Origin of the sequence: Flavobacterium sp. RSSB_23, from assembly GCF_051547145.1 — a bacterium.
In the GTDB taxonomy this organism is placed as follows: Bacteria; Bacteroidota; Bacteroidia; order Flavobacteriales; family Flavobacteriaceae; genus Flavobacterium.
In genome coordinates this window covers 39,193-58,419 of the sequence record NZ_JBPTTO010000006.1, presented here as the reverse complement: position 1 = coordinate 58,419, position 19,227 = coordinate 39,193, and the positions used below count along the sequence as shown (strand labels likewise).

Annotated in this window: 15 protein-coding genes; 4 read left to right on the top strand and 11 right to left on the bottom strand. The window is 35.6% G+C overall.

Going from position 1 to position 19,227, the window contains the following annotated elements; genetic code table 11:
- Positions 1–136 precede the first annotated feature (136 nt).
- Positions 137–2,950 carry a M16 family metallopeptidase gene (locus tag ACSVH9_RS10705; protein ID WP_438063707.1) on the top strand — a complete coding sequence of 938 codons (2,814 nt, stop codon included), beginning with the start codon at positions 137–139 and terminating at the stop codon, positions 2,948–2,950.
- A 56-nt stretch (positions 2,951–3,006) separates the two neighbouring features.
- On the opposite strand, the gene ACSVH9_RS10700 is transcribed toward ACSVH9_RS10705, so the two are convergent.
- The 9 genes from ACSVH9_RS10700 to ACSVH9_RS10660 all read right to left on the bottom strand — a co-directional run bounded on the left by ACSVH9_RS10700 (position 3,007) and on the right by ACSVH9_RS10660 (position 15,191).
- A complete protein-coding gene (locus ACSVH9_RS10700) occupies positions 3,007–5,913 on the bottom strand; it encodes a DEAD/DEAH box helicase (protein ID WP_438063706.1) in 2,907 nt (968 codons plus the stop codon).
- A 93-nt stretch (positions 5,914–6,006) separates the two neighbouring features.
- A complete protein-coding gene (locus ACSVH9_RS10695) occupies positions 6,007–6,840 on the bottom strand; it encodes a class I SAM-dependent methyltransferase (protein ID WP_438063705.1) in 834 nt (277 codons plus the stop codon).
- 181 nt (positions 6,841–7,021) lie between these two features.
- The gene (map, locus tag ACSVH9_RS10690) at positions 7,022–7,840 is read right to left on the bottom strand and encodes a type I methionyl aminopeptidase (protein ID WP_438063807.1); all 819 of its coding nucleotides are present in this window, start codon (positions 7,838–7,840) and stop codon (positions 7,022–7,024) included.
- A gap of 801 nt (positions 7,841–8,641) precedes the next feature.
- Positions 8,642–10,042, bottom strand: coding sequence for a TolC family protein (locus ACSVH9_RS10685; RefSeq protein WP_438063704.1), 1,401 nt, complete (start codon positions 10,040–10,042; stop codon positions 8,642–8,644).
- On the bottom strand, positions 10,042–11,397 hold the full coding sequence (locus tag ACSVH9_RS10680; RefSeq protein WP_438063703.1) for an HlyD family secretion protein: 1,356 nt from the start codon (positions 11,395–11,397) through the stop codon (positions 10,042–10,044). The genes ACSVH9_RS10685 and ACSVH9_RS10680 overlap by 1 nt, the downstream gene beginning before the upstream one ends.
- 4 nt (positions 11,398–11,401) lie before the next feature.
- The gene (locus tag ACSVH9_RS10675; RefSeq protein ID WP_438063702.1) at positions 11,402–13,060 is read right to left on the bottom strand and encodes a peptidase domain-containing ABC transporter; all 1,659 of its coding nucleotides are present in this window, start codon (positions 13,058–13,060) and stop codon (positions 11,402–11,404) included.
- Positions 13,060–13,737 (bottom strand): TetR/AcrR family transcriptional regulator, encoded by a 678-nt coding sequence (locus ACSVH9_RS10670; RefSeq protein ID WP_438063701.1) that lies wholly within the window; start codon positions 13,735–13,737, stop codon positions 13,060–13,062. The genes ACSVH9_RS10675 and ACSVH9_RS10670 overlap by 1 nt, the downstream gene beginning before the upstream one ends.
- A 6-nt stretch (positions 13,738–13,743) precedes the next feature.
- Positions 13,744–14,532, bottom strand: a complete 789-nt coding sequence (locus tag ACSVH9_RS10665; protein ID WP_438063700.1) for a DUF2490 domain-containing protein — start codon at positions 14,530–14,532, stop codon at positions 13,744–13,746.
- A gap of 14 nt (positions 14,533–14,546) precedes the next feature.
- Positions 14,547–15,191: a leucine-rich repeat domain-containing protein gene (locus ACSVH9_RS10660; RefSeq protein WP_438063699.1), complete on the bottom strand. Its 645-nt coding sequence runs from the start codon at positions 15,189–15,191 to the stop codon at positions 14,547–14,549.
- A gap of 198 nt (positions 15,192–15,389) precedes the next feature.
- Between ACSVH9_RS10660 and ACSVH9_RS10655 the strand changes: the two genes are divergently transcribed.
- The 3 genes from ACSVH9_RS10655 (at position 15,390) to ACSVH9_RS10645 (ending at position 17,783) form a co-directional block, all read left to right on the top strand.
- Positions 15,390–16,673 (top strand): acetyl-CoA hydrolase/transferase family protein, encoded by a 1,284-nt coding sequence (locus ACSVH9_RS10655; RefSeq protein WP_438063698.1) that lies wholly within the window; start codon positions 15,390–15,392, stop codon positions 16,671–16,673.
- Between the two features lie 145 nt (positions 16,674–16,818).
- A complete protein-coding gene (locus ACSVH9_RS10650; RefSeq protein ID WP_315174374.1) occupies positions 16,819–17,214 on the top strand; it encodes a twin-arginine translocase TatA/TatE family subunit in 396 nt (131 codons plus the stop codon).
- On the top strand, positions 17,214–17,783 hold the full coding sequence (locus ACSVH9_RS10645; RefSeq protein ID WP_438063697.1) for a phosphatase PAP2 family protein: 570 nt from the start codon (positions 17,214–17,216) through the stop codon (positions 17,781–17,783). The genes ACSVH9_RS10650 and ACSVH9_RS10645 overlap by 1 nt, the downstream gene beginning before the upstream one ends.
- A gap of 184 nt (positions 17,784–17,967) precedes the next feature.
- Here ACSVH9_RS10645 and ACSVH9_RS10640 read toward each other — a convergent pair whose 3' ends face one another.
- A complete protein-coding gene (locus ACSVH9_RS10640; RefSeq protein ID WP_438063696.1) occupies positions 17,968–18,609 on the bottom strand; it encodes an O-methyltransferase in 642 nt (213 codons plus the stop codon).
- A gap of 57 nt (positions 18,610–18,666) precedes the next feature.
- Positions 18,667–19,227 carry a YceI family protein gene (locus tag ACSVH9_RS10635; RefSeq protein WP_315174378.1) on the bottom strand — a complete coding sequence of 187 codons (561 nt, stop codon included), beginning with the start codon at positions 19,225–19,227 and terminating at the stop codon, positions 18,667–18,669.

Sequence of the window (19,227 nt, the reverse complement as noted above, 5' to 3'; positions counted from 1 at the left end):
CTTTATTTCTCAAGTTTTTTTGTAGTTAAATCGAGAATGTGATTTTTTTGGAAGTAATTTCTGTTAATTTTTTTATAATAAAGATTTCAATTTGACGTTAAATCTATAGTTTTACCCTATCAACAAAACATTTTTTATGAAAAAATTCAACCAATTCGCATTGGGGGTACTATTGTTTCCTGTAACAATGTTAGCCCAAACTATGGATTATGGACAAGCTATTCCATTTGATCCGAATGTCAAAACCGGTAAACTCGATAATGGGTTGACCTATTACATTAAAAAGAATGCCAAACCAGAAAAGAAAGTAGACCTTAGATTGGTCGTAAACGCAGGTTCTATTTTGGAAGACGATGACCAACAAGGCTTGGCTCACTTTATGGAGCACATGTGTTTTAACGGGACCAAACGTTTTCCAAAGAATCAATTAGTAGATTATTTGCAAAGTATTGGAGTTAAATTCGGGCAGCATTTAAACGCTTACACTAGCTTTGATGAAACTGTTTATTTTCTTCCGATTCCTTCTGATAATCCAGAAAAATTAGAAAAAGGATTTCAAATTTTAGAAGATTGGGCATTCAATACCGTATTGACCCCCGAAGAAATTGATAAAGAGCGCGGCGTAGTTCTAGAAGAATATCGTTTAGGATTAGGAGCTCAAAAAAGAATGATGGGTCGTTACCTTCCTAAAATGATGCACAATTCAAAGTATGCCAATCGTTTACCAATTGGTCAAAAAGAGATTTTAGAAAAATTCAAATACGAAACCTTAACTCGTTTTTATAAAGATTGGTACCGTCCTAATTTGATGAGTGTTATTGTGGTAGGAGATATTGATGTGGCCGAAATGGAAAAGAAAATTAAAGAACATTTCTCGGCCTATAAAAATCCAGCCAGCGAAAAAGTGAGAAACGTTTTTGAAGTGCCTAATCACAAAGAAACTTTTGTTGCGGTAGAAAGTGACAAAGAAGCTTCAAATACACAAGTGCAGTTAGTCTATAAAGATTATGATGCGCCAAAGAAAATTACAACAGTTGGAGATTTTAGAAGTTACATCGTAGAAGGCTTGTTTACTACCTTGTTGAACAATCGTTTGGAGGAATTGACTAACTCTGCAACACCGCCTTTTACTTTTGGATTTTCCTATTATGGAGGTACCTATGCTAGAAATAAAAAAGCCTATCAATCTGTTGCCATGATGGCTGAAGACAAGCAATTAAGTGCTTTGAAAGTGTTGGTTACAGAGAATGAAAGAGCCAAAAAATATGGTTTTACTTCAGGTGAATTGGATAGAGCTAAAGCGGATTTTTTAGCCCAAATTGAGAAAAGCTATAATGACAGAGCTAAAACAGATTCTGAGAATTTTGTTGGGGAATTGCAATCTAACTTTCTTGAGAAGGAACCTGTTCCAGGAATAGAATGGACTTTCGAAACCATGAAAAAATTGTTGCCAACTATTGCTTTGGCGGATGTAAATGGTTTTATTAAAAATTACATCAAAGAAGATAACCGTGTGGTTGTTTTTACAGGACCACAAAAAGATAACTTGAAGAAAGTTACGGAACAAGAGGTGTTAGAAACGTTAAAAGTAAATGAATCCGATTTGAAACCTTATGAAGATAAGGCGGTAGCGACAAGTTTACTTAGAAAAGAGGTAAAAGCAGGAACTGTTGTAAAAAGAGAAGCTAATGCTACTTTAGGAACCAAAACGTTAGTTTTGTCTAATGGCGTAAAAGTAGTATACAAAACTACCGATTTCAAAAACGACGAAGTGCTTTTTGAAGCCGTAAGTTTAGGAGGAAGTAATTTGTATTCTAATGAAGAGATGAAAAAAGTACAATTTGCAAACGGTGCTCTTGCTGAAGCGGGATTCTCTGGACTGAAATTGAATGACATCAACAAATTCATGACTGGAAAAATTGCGCGTGTTAATCCATATATTGGGGCAGCAACAGAAGGTCTAAGAGGAAATGCAACACCTAAAGATTTAGAATATTTGTTCCAAATGGTGCATGCTTATTTTACTGATTTGAATTTTGATCAAGAAGCATTTGAAGGCTTTAAACAAAAACAATCAAGTTTCTTCAAAAATATGGCTTCGCAACCGATGAACTTTTTTCAACAAGAGTTTTACACTTATTTAAATAAAGAAAATCCAAGATTTAATGGTATAATGCCAACGGATAAGTCATGGGCTGAAACGGATTATAAGTTAGCGTATGATAAATACAAAGAGCGTTTTGCTAATGCAGCCGATTTTGAATTCTTCTTCGTAGGAAATATAGACGATAAAACTATCGAGGCTTTTGCTACTAAATACTTGGCATCTTTACCTGCAACAGCAACCAAAGAAAAAACAGTAGACTTAGGTTACCGAATGCTAAAAGGTGATTTGAAGAAAGTGGTAAACAAAGGAACCGATCCTAAAAGTAATGTAACCATTATGTTCTACGGAGAGGCCAAATATTCTCCAAAAGAAGCCTTGGCTTTGGAAGCATTAGGTGAAGTGTTGACTATCAAATTGATTGAACAATTGCGTGAATCTGAAAGTGGTGTATATGGGGTTTCTGCTCGTGGAGGCATGAACAAAGTACCGTATGGTTCTTTTAGTTTCAATATTGGTTTCCCTTGTGGTCCGGATAATGCAGAGAAGCTTACGGCATCGGCATTGAACGAGTTACAAAAGATTATTACCAATGGTCCAGAGGAAAAAGATGTAGCCAAATACAAAGAAGGAGAATTAGCTGATTATAGAAAAGACAGTAAAGAAAACCGTTTTTGGTTGACTAATTTTACTAGATCTTTCTTAAATGGAAGCAATCCTGAAAACGCATTGAAATACGAAGCCGAAGTGAATGCTATAACCGCAAAAGACATTCAAGAAGTGGCTAAAAAGTATTTAACTAAAGACAAAGTAATTGGGATGTTGATGCCTGAAAGCAAGTCATAAATTGCAAAACGCACATAAAACCAAAACCTGCTGTTTCACTGAAGTAGCAGGTTTTTTTAGGTTAAAATAAAATCTAAATTTTCTTCAAGTTCTGGGCTGATGTGCTGTTCATCAAGCAATGCATCCGAAAGCAGTTTTTTGTTTTCCTGCAAACGAATGATTTTTTCCTCCACCGTATTTTTAGTGATGAATCGAACTACATTCACTTTATTAAGTTGTCCAATGCGATGGGCACGACCAATACCTTGCTTCTCGGCAAAAGGATTCCACCAAGGGTCCAAAAACAAAACATAAGACGCTTTGGTAATGTTGAGTCCCACACCACCTGCTTTTAAGGAAATGAAAAACAATTTTGAGCGCTCTTGTTCTTGGAATTTCTGAACTTGATAGGCGCGTTCTTTTTGAGGCGTAGCACCCGTGAGTTCACAAAAATCAATGTTGTTTTCGATGCTCCATTTTTTATAAAATTCCAAATTCGATACAAACGAACTGAATACTATCGTTTTTTGATTGGACTGCACCAAGGTTTCCAAATAACGCGTCACTGCCATATATTTTCCAGAATCCATTTCAGACTTAGCATCGACCATTTTTGGGTGATTGCTCAATTGTCTCAAACGCATCAATGTGTTGATAATATTGATTTTGTCAATGCCTGAACCATCGGTTTTTAAAAGTGCGTTTCTTGCTTTCGACTTTTCTTCTTCGTATAATTTCTCTTGTTCGGGTTCCATTTCGCAATAGAAAACTTGTTCAGAGAGTTCGGGTAAGTCTTTTAAAACTTGCTCTTTGGTACGTCTTAGAATAAAGGGACTGACTAAGGTTTTGAGTTCTGCGAGACTGTTTTCGTCTTGTTTTTTCTCAATCGGAAATTTGTAATGCTCGGCAAAAAAAGCATAACTCCCCAAAATATTCGGATTGATAAATTGCATTTGCGACCACAAATCGTCTAATGAATTTTCAATAGGCGTTCCGCTCAACGAGATTTTATGAGTGGTTTGCAGTTGATTAATTGCTTTAAAGATTTTCGAATTTTTGTTTTTGATGTATTGGCTTTCATCTAAAATCAAATAGCGAAATTGGTATTTTTCTAAAATCGAAAGGTCTCTCGCTACCACCGCATAACTGGTAAAAATCAAGTCGTACTTTGCTAGTTTTTTAGACAATAGTTTTCGGTCTTGTCCTATATACTGAATTCTTCGAAAGTGAGGTGTAAATTTTCTAGCTTCGTTATACCAGTTGAACACCAAAGAGGAGGGAAGCACAATCAAGGCTTTTAAGTATTCTTTGGCTACAGGAATTTCGTTGCCAAACAAATCGAGTTGGGTATTTTCGGCTTTTTCAAATTCTAGTTTTTCTTGTACGGCAACCAGCGTGGATAAGGTTTGCAATGTTTTTCCCAATCCCATATCATCGGCTAAGCAAGCTCCTAAACCGTTGTTGTAATGTTCCAAAAGCCATTGTACACCTTCTATTTGATACGGTCGCAAGGTGGCTTTAACCAAAGGCGAAGGTTGGTATTGAATAGATTCCTTAACGTGTAAGGATTGTTTCAGTTGTGGGATGTCTTCAAAAACCGCAAAATTACTTTTGAGAACAGCGATACTACCATTTTTGATTTTGGCCAATTTTGCCATCGCACTGTAGTGCGTCATCCATTCTGATGGAATCAAAAAGTAATTTCCGTTGGGTAAGGCAAACAAGCGATTTCTATTTTTTATATTCGGAATCAACTCGCTGAAATTAAATTCAAAATCATCACAAACCACCGTCATTTTGATGTCAAACCAGTCGTTTTGAATGGTGTTGGAGAATGCAATAGTTACGGTATTACTGTCGATTTTCTTTCCGTCTATTTTTAAATTTTCTAATGAAAAACCTAAGGATTCCAGCTTTTCTTTATTTTCGATTGCCCATTGAATAGTTCCGAAAGCGTCTTGATTTGCTGTGTTTTGGTTCAACCAAAACAAATTATTCTCGTTTTTACTTAATCCCAAATCCAATAACGCCTCGTTATAGGTAAGTTCCGCATCCGTTCGTTTGAATTGCATCAATTGGATGTTGTTCAAACCCTTTAAGTCAATTTCTGAATGGGTGTTTTTGGGTTTAGTGGCATCAAAAACAAAGCCATCATAATCAAATAAAAGCCCAATATAATAGCTGTTTTTGAAAAAGTCATACACCAATTGAAGGTTACAAGAAACAATGGCGCTTCGGGTAACCACTTTAAATCCACTAGCCGTTATGTCTACTTTTTTGGCAATGTCGTTGATAAATTTTTCAAAATAATCAGGTACTAATTTCGAGGGAATTTCCACTACTTTTTTGGTCAAGAAAGGGGTGATTTTTTTCGAATTGATGTCTTGTAGTTGATACAATTTATGATAGGCAACCAACCATCCAGGTTCATCCAAAAGCAAGGAGACCTTGGTGTTGGAGGGATAAAATGAGGTAGTCTCGTCTTTTAGTAAAAGGGTGTACGAAATTCCGTTGTCGTGTTTGTCAAAATGCAGTTCGGTTGCTAAGGCTGGATTTTGAGTAGCGATACGGCTGATGCGAAAATCTTTTTCTTTTCCCAAGTTTAATGAGAGCGGGAAATCGTTCTCTTTTACTAAAGTATAAAATTGCGCTAGATTTATTTTTATAAACTGTTCAATGCCGAATTTTAGTTTCTCGTCTTTAAGTAAATCTTCAATATTTTTGGCCGATTTGCTTTTGGTTCGGTATTTCTTAAACAGCGCTTCAGGTTGGAGTATTTCACAAAGCGACACTATTTTTTGTGTAGCAGTATTTAAGTTCTCAAGCGTTATCCCCATACTTTGAAGGACTTCAGGACTGGCTTTTTTTTCTAAATAGGTAATGGTATCCGTATGCCCAACTACATACGAAGTAGGGATATAGTAATTGAGTCTCGCTTCGAAACTGATATCAAAGCAAAACTGGAAATTTTTTTCGGGTTCCAAAAGGTTGTTAATGATTGATTAATGGTAAACTTACTCAAATTATACGAAAACAATTCGTGCTAATTTGTGACATTTGTGCTGATTCGTCAAAGTTTATTTAAAACAAACTGGGATAATTTCGCCATTGGCCAAACAATATTTTTCTACCAATTCAGGTGCAATTTTGCGGGTATAATCCTCTTCGATTACCGTAAAACCAATGCTTCTTAATTTGTCAAAATAATCACGGCCGTAAATGCGTACGTGGTCGTATTGTCCAAATATTTTGGCGCGTTCTTTTTGGTCTGTAATTGAGTCATCGGCAAACGTCACGTCACGATTTAAGTCCTGCGGAATCTGTAAAATAGCCATTCCGCCAGGTTTCAACACGCGGTACAATTCCTGCATCGCTTTGGTGTCGTCTGGGATGTGCTCCAAAACGTGGTTGCACAAAATCACATCGTATTGATTGTCTTCAAAAGGTAAGTTACAAATGTCTGCTTTTACATCTGCCAAAGGCGAAAACAAATCGGTAGTAGTATAGTCCAAGTTTTTTTGTTTGCGAAACAATTTATAAAAAGCTTGTTCAGGAGCAAAATGCAAAACTTTTAATGCTGAATTTGTTTCAGCATCTCTCAATTTAATTCTTTTGGTGTTTGTATCTAAAGAATCTGAATCAAGTTCAGATTGGAAAAAGTCTGTTTGTTCGTTGAGGTACAACCACAATAAGCGATGTCTTTCTAGCGAAAGTGTACTTGGCGAAAGCACGTTGTTGCGTTGCGTTTCGTATCCGTAAGGCAACATCGATTTAAAGCTTTTGCCATCAATTGGGTCCGTAAATTTGTCACCTTTTAAGGTAAAAGCAATGATTGGTCGCGCCACATAACTCAAACGAATTAATAATGGACGCGGAATGGTATTGAGTACGGTTTTGAAAAGTCTTTTCATAGCTGTTACGCAAAGATTCACAAAGAAATGCAGAGATTCTCAAAAAAATAGAATTCTCTAGTGGTGTTTATGAATCGTTTTATATTATTTTTTTAAAATTTTTGAATTATAATTCATTGGCAATCCCACTGGATTTTATCCTAATTCAAATCTGTGTAATCTGTGTCAAAAAAGTGACGAGTTACACCACCAAAGGCACTTTTCTAAACTCCTCTTCTTCATCGCTTTCAATTCCTAATGCCTTGTAAATGTATTTGAAAGTCGATAAAATCTCCGGTTTTCCGTCAATGATGGCCACATCGTGTTCAAAGTGAGCACTTGGTTTTCCATCGGCAGTAGTAATGGTCCAGCCGTCTTTGTGTTGTTTGATGTTTTTGGTTCCCATATTAATCATCGGTTCGATGGCCACCACCATACCTTCAACAAAAAGTTTACCGCGACCTCTTTTGCCGTAGTTTGGCATTTCTGGGTCTTCGTGCATTTTTTGTCCTAAACCGTGACCTACCAATTCACGAACCACACCATAACCGTGGGCTTCAGTATATTTCTGAATCGCATTTCCTACGTCTTCCACGCGATTTCCTAATTTGAACTCGCGAATTCCAACATACAACGATTCCTTCGTAACCTGTAATAATTTTTTCGTTTCAGGTGCTACTTCGCCAATCTCAAACGAGTAGGCGTGGTCACCGTGAAATCCGTTTTTGAAAGCCCCGCAATCCACCGAAATCACATCCCCATTTTCTAGCGGTTTGTTGTTCGGGATACCGTGTACGACCTGAGAGTTTGGGCTCATACACAACGAATTCGGAAAACCGTACAATCCCAAGAAACTCGGTACTGCACCGTGGTCGCGAATGAATTCTTCGGCCAATTTGTCTAAATATAAAGTAGTCACTCCTTCTTTAATTTCGGAGGCAATCATTCCTAAAGTTTTGGAAACAATCAAAGCACTTTCGCGCATCAATTCAATTTCTTCTCTTGATTTTACAATAATCATAGCAGCTAAATTTTCAGTGGGCAAAAGTACGACTTTTAAAATAATTGTATCGCTTCTTTTTTACAGAAGCACAACAATTTCCACCAAAAAAATAAGGAGCGAAACAATCGGCATTTTCAGGCAGCAAGTTTCCCGCTTTTCGCTACAATCTTTTTTTCTACCTAAAAGCAGGTAGAAAAAAAGGATTTCCACTGCACCCGAGCGATAGCGAACTGGCGAAGTAATCGGGGCTAAAGAGCAGGCATTAGTGTTTTTTTATGTTTAATCGTTTAGTCTTTGCGTTACTTTTTTTAACCATGTAAGGCATATAAGGTCATTGAAGTTTTTCTTTGTGTATACTTTGCGGTTAAATTTAGCCACAAATTATATGTTTTTTTGCATTTAAGTTTAACTCTTATATGCCCTTCAATTTCTTATATGGTTCAAAAAACACACAAATTTACTCCAAAACTTCTATAACTTATATGTTTAAAAATAAGTCACTTTAGTCTTTGCGCCCCTTGCGTAAAGTTAAGTTTAGCCACGGATTAAACAGATTGAACGGATTTTTGCTAAATCTTATCTTATATGCCCTTTAATTCCTTATATGGTTCAAAAAACACCCACAATTTTAACTAAAATTTCTATGGCTTATATGTTTAAAAATAATTTACTATAATCTTTGCGCTCCTTGAGTAAACCCTTGTGCACTTTGTGGTTAAATAAAATTTTATATGCCCTTCAATTTCTTATATGGTTCAAAAAACACCCACAATTTTAACCAAAACTTCTATGACTTATATGTTTTTAAACCCCAAAAAATTAATCAGGATTCGCCATAATCTTAAACAACTCCGAATTCGAAATCAAAAATCGATTTTCCAAAGCAATCGAAGCCAGTTGAGCCGAAACCAAATTGTTCTCACGCGTGTTAATCAAGAACAACGAACTTTCTCCAAACGAGAACAATCGTTCTTCAGATTGCAACATCGTTTGATTATTTTTAACCAAGCCTTCAATCAAACTGCGTTGTTTGGTAAGCGAAGTGATTTCTGTTTTTTGAGCCGTAATTTTGTTGGTCAATTGCACTCTTTCTAAACTCAAAGCATATTGAGTTTCTTGTACTTTGAATTGCGCCAATTTCAATCCCCCTCGTTCTTTTCTTAAAAACAAAGGGAAGGCAAAATTTACCCCAATTTTGTAATCATTAAATTGATAATTGTCGATATAACTGGGTTCAGACAGATAGGAATAGCTCAAATCGATTTTGGGTAACAAGGCATTCGCTTTGAGTTTTCGGTCTACATTGAGCATATCTATTTTTCGTTCCAACGCATTGATTTTTGGATGGTTCGTTATCGAAAAATCTTGATTTTGTAAATCATTTGTGCGTAAAGTTTCCTGAATCGTAGTAGCCAATTTATTTTCTGGAATCAACGCATCCGAAAGTTCCAACGGAATACTGTTGTCCAACCACAAATAGTTGGAAAGCTCCAATTTGGCTTTGGCTAATTTCAATTCAGAATCCTCCAAACTTAGCGTTCTGTTTTTTACAATAATTCCAGCTTCCACACTGTCAATTGCAGGTTTGTCTCCTTGTTGGATTAAGGTTTCGATACCTTTAAAACGGATTTGAGCGTTTTTTTGATAGACTTTGTATAGCTGAACCTCATCATAGTTTCTTTTCCAATTGAAATACGCTACCGAAGCATCATACAAAACCGCAATGGCTTCTAGTTTTCTTTCGGCTTGGCTCAATTGCACTTGCATTTTGGCCTTGCGAACATCTGCCATTCGTTGGTTAATCAAAAGACCTTGTCCCAACGGCACACTAATTCCAAAAGAGGTTAGCCCTTGATTCGGAACCGTGTTTTGAGGGTTTAAGTAAATCCCTTCGTTGTTATCAAAACCCGCTTTAACCTCTATGCCATACCAAGTTGGAATTTTAAAACTACTATTCAAAATAGAGTAATACTCTTTATCCTTGAACTGCTTTTTGTCAAAATCGACCTCTATTTTTGGGTCGAATCCACCTCTGGCCATCATCAAATTGGCTTGTGCACGCGTGATTTCTAAATCGGCATTTTTTACCAAGGGATGGTATTTTTTTACATAGCCCAAAAACTCATTATAGCTGAATTCGTTACTTGGACTAACAGCAGTAGTGTTTTGTGCTTGTAAAAAAGTACCATATAGTAAGAAAATAAGTAGGAACTGCTTCATTATTTTTTCTCTTTGGATGATTTTTGTTTAGCGGTTGTTTTATAGTAATCTGGTGGGAATCCGTTGAGGGTTCTCCAAATTTCAAACCATACAGGAACGGTGTTCAACAATGCAATAGTTTCTGCACCAGAGCCTACTCTTATTTGTTTAGGCCAAGGAGCTTCGTTGGGGTCTGGAGCAATCAATACTCTGAATTTTCCGTTTTCGCTAATGAAATTTTCGATGGCAACAATTTGACCTCCAAATGTTCCATAAGACATATCAGGCCATCCAGAGAAGACAATAGTAGGCCATCCATCAAACCAAACTCTGATTTTTTCTCCTTTTTTGATTAAAGGCAAATCAACAGGATTTACAAAAGTTTCAACCGCAATGTCGTATTTAGATGGCATAATGGTAGCAATTGGTGTTCCTTCTTTGATGGTTTCTCCAATTCCCGCTTGAATTGCACGGTTGATGTAACCATTTTGTACCGCTTTGATGTAATACATCCCATTTCGGATGCTGTAATTGGCATATTGGTTTTCTAATTTGTTCACTTGCGCCTCAGTGTCAAATTGATTGCTCAATGCGGTAAATTGGTCGCTTTGTGCTTTGGCAATCTTTTCTCCATATTCTGCATTGATTCTGCCTACTTCAACTTTGGCATTGATAAACTCATTTTTACTAGTCAAGAGTTTGTTTTCTTGTGTTATGATTTTAGCTTCAACTTCTTGTTGTTTTAGCCTTTTTTCCTCCACATCGGTCAGCGGTTTTAAGCCTTCTTTGTTCAGTTGTACTGCACGATTAAATTGTGTGTTGGCGATTTTGAGTTGGGTTTTTACCGCTTCTAAATCTGTAGAGTCGCTTTTTATTTTCAATAAGCCTTGTCTGATTTTGTTTTGGGCTTGTTCTAATTTGAGTTTTCTTTCGTTTTCTATATTTTGTATTTGAGAAGAAAGCGTGGTTACTTTTGAGCCATAGGATTGCAAAGCCTGTTTTTTGGCATTGACTTGATTTTTGGTATTGGCTACCAAATTAGGGTCCATATAATCTTCTTTAATCTCTGAAATGAACATAATAGTATCGCCTTTCTCTACATAATCTCCTTCTTGTACGTACCATTTTTCAATTCGTCCAGAAATCACACTCTGAATAGATTGAGGTCTTTGATTGGGTTTTAATGTAGTTACGGCTCCAGAGCCCGAAATGTTTTGTGTCCAAGGTAAAAATAGTGCTATAACCGCCAAAATCGAAACTGTCCAAATGATTCGGTTTAATATTTTATAATGCGGTCTATTACTTAAATTCTTAACGGTTTTATAGCGCTGTAATGATTCTAAGCTGGTTTTGTTGCTTTCTGAAATATTCAACATAATGTTATTTTTTTATATCTGAAATGATTTGACCTTTTTCCATAGTGAGGAATCTGTTGCATTTTGTCTTCCAATATGGATTTTTAGATGAAACTATTATCGTCCATTTATTTATATCTGATGTAATGAAATCAATGATTTCATTGGCTACTTTTTCATCCATAGCATCCGTTGGGTCTTCATAAAACAGCACTTTTGGTTTGTTAATGATACTTCTTGCCAACAGAATTTTTTGTGCATTCGATGATGATAGTTGTTGCCCTTCAGGGAAAATCTGTGTTTCTAGTCCTTTTGGCAATGACTTGATGTAAGGGGTAAGTTGTACTCCATCCAAAGCCCATTTCAAATCTTCATCGGAACAATCTGGGTTATTGAAGATAATGTTGTCCAAAATACTGCCTTCAAAAGGGGTTTCACTATGAATAATATTGCCAATTTGAGAGCGGTATTGCTTAAGATTAATTTTTTTGAAAGTATCGTCATTAATATAGAATGCACCTTCCGAAGATTGCAGTAAACCAGACAGAATACGAATCAGCGTCGTTTTTCCAGAGCCATTTTTTCCTTCGATAAAAACGCGTTCTCCTTGGTCAATTTTTAGATTGATATTGTCTAAAATTTTCTTAGCAGAACCTGGAAATTGAATGCTTAAATTTTCTGTAGTAAGTGTTATTGCGTGAAAACATTTGTTGGCTTCATAGTTGGTATCTTCCTCCATTGTCAAGTCTGTCACTAGCCCTATTTTTTCAACAGCAGTCAATACATCATAAAGAGTTTCTAATCCTAGAATGATTTTTTCTACAGAATTGATTACTAATAAAATAATGATTTCGGCAGCCACAAACTGACCAATATTCATTTCCTGAGAGATTACCAAATACCCTCCAATTGAAAGTAAACTAGCTGTAATTATGATTTTAAAAACAATCAAATGACTGAATTGTCTTTTTAAAACATTAAAAAGGGATTCTCTGTAATTTAGGTATTCACTGGCGAATTTGTCATTTTTTTGCAAGGCAAAATCATAGTTGCGTTCTTTTCTAAAACTATAATTATTGCGCGCCATTTCTTGAAGCCAGCCCGCCACTTTATACTTGTATTTAGAAACTTTTAAACTGTTTTCTAATCCTATGAAATACGAATATTTAAAGATTAAATACAGCAATACCAGCAATAAAAAGCCCAACATAATGAAGTAAGGATGATAGAACGACAGCAAGATGATACCAAACAAAATTTGTAGTAAGGCAGCCGAAAAATCAATTAGTAATTTTGAAGTCCCTTTTTGAATGGTCATCGTATCAAAGAAACGATTGGCTAACTCAGGAGGGTAAGAATCGTATAACTCCTCAAATTTGATTCTTGGTAAACGTGCAGCAAACTCAAACGAGGAACGAACAAATATTTTTTGTTGTAAATTTTCAGTGATTCTAAGTTGCATTAGCGATAAAATCCCAACTAAGGCTACTCCAATAACTACAAATACTACAAGAACTACCCACGAAACAGTAACTCTACCTGATTGAATAAAATTGATAATAGCTTGTATACCTAAAGGAAGTGACAAACTCACCAAACCAGCAAAAATGGCGTAAAATATAATTTGATAGACATCTTTTTTGTCTAGTAACAATAATTTGAAATAGCGTTGTAATGGTGTCATTATTTTTGTTTTAAAAGAGTCGTTATTAAATGCATATAAAAATCAGATGGGCTGACCTCATCGTTACAATTGGTGATAGTTTTTAAATGATTCATTAAAAAATGTTGATGTGAAGCTCCTTCCATAATCGATGATACTAAACTTTTAGCAAAGGGATACTCAGGATTAACTTCGTGAACCATTTGTACAATTCTATTAATCACTCGCTTATAAATCAAAAAGAAACCATCTCTGTTTTCTTCATCTACATCCTTTGTATGCAGGGTTTTTGTAAACTCTTGGATGATGATTTTGTTTAAGATGCTCTCATTGATGTGAGTTGTTGCTTGGTCGTCTTCAACTTTTTCAGTTACAATTTGTATGGCTTTAACTAGCTTTTCAAGAGGGTTGGTAATGTTATTGGTCGAAAAGACCAAGCGGTATTCCATCCAACTCCAATACCAAGAAGATAAATATACTAATAATTTGTGTTTGTTCTCGAAATAGCGGTAAATAGAACTTTCGTTTGAACCTATTAACTCGCCTAGTTTTTTGAAGGTAAACTCTTCAAAACCAATTTCGTTGATTAATAAAATGCTGTGCTCTATGATTTTTTTTCCCAAAGTAGAAGTTTCAGGGTCTTTTACATAGATTTTGCTGTTTACTTGGATTTTTAGGTTGTTTAAAATACTATCCATTTGCAATTATGATTTCGATATTATTTTAGATTTGTTTTGTAAATCAAAGTTAAATATGGTGTTAATGATAAATCCGTTATTGTGTTGTATTACGTTTCGTCCGTTTAGCTCGCGACCCAATTGTAAAATTTGATTGATGTATCCCGCTTCTAGCCTAAAAGCATTGTTGAATTTGTATCCCAAAAGCAACCCAAAACGATTCTGGTCGAAGATGTTTTCGTTAACATTATTACCAAATCCAATCAGAATTTCATCGTAAATCGCCAGATAGGGCGTTTGATTACCAATGGTTTCTCCTTTTAATGGAACTTGTGCTCGGAACATATAACGGAAGCGGTTCGAGAATAAGTATTCGTCTTCTTTGGTAAGATTGGCAGTAGAATATCTTCCTACCCAACGCTGTTCGAGCATAAATCGATGTGACAGTTCTACCATTTTTATTTTATCGGTAAGTGTTACCATTTCATACATTCGGTGTTCCGTAAAATCTTTCCCAAAACCGTTGATTGGAATATCACCATAAGAATACGTTTCTGCTAACGCATAGCCAACGCGCAATTGTACTTTGGGGTCTATTTGATAATTAATGCCAAGACGAAGCAAGTTTTGTTGTTTGTCTTTTATCCATTCGTCTCTTCGCCATTGGAATTCTGTGTGAAGACTTATTTTTGAATCTAGTTTGAATGTTCCCATATAGTTTAGCCATCCAATCGAATTATTATCTGTAATTCGAGTACTTTGAGCAAAAGTTAGCTGGCTTATGGCTAAAAAAAGCAGAAATAATTTATTTTTCATTCAAATGGTTTTCATTAAAAATTAATTCTAAATCCAAAATTCATATTTTCCTGTGGATTCATAGGAATTGGAACAGCGTTATTTTTGATATCCAATTGTTCTAAATGCTTTAGTCCTCTTACTTCTTTTGGAAATTCTTTAAAGCGATTTTGATTCAAATACAGTTGCGCTAAGTTTTTCAACAAAGCAATTTCACTAGGTAAACGTTCCAAATTGTTGTTTTCTAAGTGAAGCATCGTAAGTTTAGGAAGTTTTGCCAAGGCTTCGATAGACTTAGGTAAATTGATGTTTTTGAATTCATTCAGATAAATTTCTTCAAGGCTTTCTATTTTGCTAATTTCTTCAGGAACTTTGGTAAAATCATTACCGCTAATTTCTAAAACTTTTAATTTCTTTAAATTTGTAATCCCCTTAGGTAATGTTTTGAGATGGTCATTACTTAAATTTAAATACTCTAAGTTTTTGAATTTAGACCACAATGGAGAGTCTAACTGCAAAGACTGATTGCTTAAATTCAAGCGATATACTTTTTCAGGGTCTTTAACTGCCTGTTCCCAATTGGTATATGTTTTTTTTGTTTGTAGGGTGTCTAGTTGTTGCCCCCAACTCAGTTGTAATCCAAATACCAAAACCAATACATAACCAACCAATGTTTTCATAGTAATTATTTTTTTAATGAGTAACTGTATTACAAAAAAGTTATTTTGATTACAAAAGTAATAGTATTACTTTTAATTGATAAAGGTTTTAACTTTTTATTGTGTTTTGATTAATTCTAAAAAAGCAATTGTTTTTATTTGATTATTTTCAATTAAAAGATATAAAAGCTATCTTTATGAGCATAAATCACAATAATTATGGGTAAATACGTTACCGCACCCGAAGCAGTAAAAGTGGTGCAATCAAATGACAGAGTCTACATTCACGCCGCTGGAGCTACACCCAATGTACTCACAAAAGCGTTGACGGATAGAGCTTCTGAATTGAGAAATGTAGAAATTTGTCATTTACATACCGAAGGGCCAGCACCATACGCCAATCCAGAATTGGCAGAAAGCTTTCACGTGAATTCTTTTTTTATTGCCAAAAATGTTCGACACACTCTAACAGCAGGAAATGGTTCTTATACGCCAGTCTTTTTAAGTGAATTGCCGCGTTTGTTCCGAAAAAAAGTAGTTCCGTTGGATGTCGTTTTTATACACGTTTCACCACCAGACAATCACGGCTATTGTTCCTTAGGAGTTTCTGTAGAGGCAACAGTCGCGGCAATAGAAAGTGCCAAAACGGTTATTGCACAAGTAAATCCAAATATGCCAAGAACTTTTGGTGACGGAATTCTGCACGTATCCGAAATAGATTTTTTAGTCGATGTAGATTGTCCAATACACGAAAAAGAAGAAGAAGCAATAACGCCTCTCGAAGCCAAAATAGGCGCACATATTGCCTCTTTAATCGACGACAAAAGTACGCTACAACTAGGAATTGGTTCGATTCCAAATGCGGCTTTGGCTAATTTGATGAATCATAAAGATTTGGGACTCCACACCGAAATGTTTTCCGATGGTGTAATTGATTTAATTTTAAAAGATGTCATCAATTGCAATTATAAAGGAGTGACACGCGGACGTGTGCTTTCAACTTTTATGTTGGGTTCAAAGCGATTGTATGATTTTGTAAATGACAATCCATTTATAGAATTAAGAGAATCGTCCTATGTAAATGATACCGCCAAAATAAGACGAAATCCAAAAATGGTCGCTATTAACTCGGCGATAGAAGTAGATATTACTGGACAAGTTTGTGCAGATTCAATTGGCGGATGTATGTATTCTGGTGTAGGAGGTCAAATGGATTTTGTTCGTGGCGCCTCATTGAGCGATGGTGGAAAAGCGATTATTGCCCTGCCTTCGGTTACCAAAAATGGAGCGAGTAGGATAGTGCCCTTCTTAAAACAAGGAGCTGGAGTTGTTTCTACCCGTTCGCACGTGCAATACATCATCACCGAAAACGGAATCGCAGATTTGTATGGCAAAACGCTTAAAGATAGAGCGATGGAAATGATAAAAATTGCCCATCCCGACCATCAGGAATGGATTGATAAGGCCTATTTTGATTTGCTAAATACAGGAAGACGATTTTAGTTGTTGTATAAAAAGAGATAGCAATTAAATTATTAGTACAGGAAGAGGTGTTGTGTCAATTGTCACAGCTCCTCTTTTTTATGAAATATTTAAAAAGCAACTGTATTAAAATTAATATATTTGTCGCAACAAAAAAATCAACCTTATGTTTGGAATAGGAGGAGGAGAATTAATTTTTATAATGTTTATCGTTTTGATGTTGTTCGGTTCTGATAAAGTGCCAGAAATTGCTCGTACTATGGGCAAAGCGATGGCACAGCTAAAACACGCTACAAACGATATTAAAAATGAAATTCAAAAAGGAGCAGAGGCCAACGGATTGGACCAAAAAACATTAACCGATTTAACTGGAGGAATCAATTCCGAAATAGATAAAGCCAAACAAAATCTATTGGGTGATTCCGCCAATTCGATTACGGGTTTTGCCAATAATTTCACTTCCGAAATTACCAATGCAGCAAACACAGTCGAAGGAAAACCAACAGACACTACTACTGAAGATGTTAACGAAATCGAAGGACCAATAAAAAGACAAATGTAATGTTAGAAAAGCTAGAAGCATTAGACATTCAGTTGTTTGTTTTTTTAAATGGTTTGGGTTCTGAGACCTATGATGGTTTGTGGTTATTCATTACCAAACAAGTCAACTGGACTCCCTTATTTTTGTTGCTTTTATACATCATTTACAAAAAAGTAGGAGCCAAGCAAACACTCTTTTTATTACTCTTTGTTGCGGTTTTAATTGCTTTTACTGACCAGACAACCAATTTGGTCAAAAATACTGTGCAGCGTTTGCGTCCTTGCAATAATACCGACATCAATAGTCTAATTCGCGTCGTACAATCCAGAAATTCCTTTAGTTTTTTCTCAGGACACGCGGCCAATTCTATGGCGGTGGCGACCTTCTTGTTTTTGGTGTTGCGAAAAAAGTTTCCGTATTTCGGGCTACTCTTTTTATGGCCTTTGATTTTTGCCTATAGCCGAATTTATTTAGGTTTGCACTATCCATTAGACATTCTTACAGGATATTTTTGCGGCTTTACCTTTGGTTTTTTAACCTATAAAGGGTATCAAATTCTTCAAAAAAAGTACTTTCCAATTACTAATTAGGAGCATTATCCAGCTGTACATTACAATCTTTTGGTTTGAAACAGTTTTTTTCTAAGACCAAAAAAGAGCTTCTTCCAGTCGCTTTTTTTAGTCAAGAAAAAATACCGTTCAACCCAAAAGGATTTTCATTCCCATCTGGGCTAGGTATCGTATTTTGATAAGACGTATGTATACTTTTAGGAATTTAAAGTACTCTGCTCACTGTCAGTCCATCTCGAATAGGAAGCAAAACGGTTTCCACTCTTGGGTCCTTGGCTAAGAGTTGATTGTATTCTAATAAGACTTTGGTACTCAAATCATTTTTTTGCAAAGGCTCCACAACTTTACCACTCCACAAAACATTGTCTGATAAAATGATTCCGCCTTTGTTCATTTTCGGAACGATAAGTTCAAAATAGTTCAAGTAGTTTTCTTTGTCGGCATCAATAAAAACCAAGTCAAATGTCAAATCAATGGTTGGGATAATATCGGTTCCTTCTCCTAAATGCTGCACAATTTGATGTCCCCAAGCCGATTTGTCAAAATGTTTACGCTGAAAATCAACCAATTCTTCTTTGATGTCTATCGTGTGTAGTTGTCCATTTTCTTGCATTCCTTCGCACAAACACAAAGCCGAGTAGCCAGTGTAAGTTCCAATTTCAAGAATATTTTTAGGTCGAATCAGTTTAGAAAGCATACTCAAAACTCTTCCCTGAAAATGACCGCTTAGCATTCTAGGTAATAAAATTTTTTGGTAGGTTTCTTTGTTCAAGGCCGCTAGATGTGCAGGCTCTTTTTCTGAATGTTGCTCAATATAATCCTCTAAATCTTGAGATAAAAAATGCATTTGAAGTCTTTTTTGTTCTAACCGCAAAGGTATTAATTCGCCCGCTAAGTTGATTCTTTATTTGAAAAACAAATCAAAGTTTACTTCAATCTCATTTTTAACTTTTATGATTCCACCCATTTTTACAGGCGGACTTAAACCTAAATCAGAGAAGGTAAGCGGTAATATACCTGTTGCCTGCTGAGTTGATTTGGAATAGGTCAACACAAAATCTTTGTAAGTCAGTGTTTTATTGGTTAAAGTAAAAACCAGAGTGCATTTGTAAGTGTTATTGGCTGTATATTTTAGATTGCTAATGGTTACGTAGCTATTCGGGAACGTTTTGACTTTTACGGTGCTTTGTAAATCTTTGGTCATTATTCTATGGCCACAATCAATGCTGGTCATTGGGATGGTAGCTTTAATGATGTTCTTTTCTAAGGCTTCTATGTTTAGGGTATCTTTCTTGTACAAAATAGTCGCACAAGTATATTTTCCAACGGTAGAATTCCCTTTAATTTTAATCTCTATCTTATGAATTACTTTTGGTAGTTTTTGATAAAAATAAAAAGGTTTGGCACTTACCGTTAATAAGATAAGTGCCAAACCAATTAAAAATAAAGATATTTTTTGTTGCAT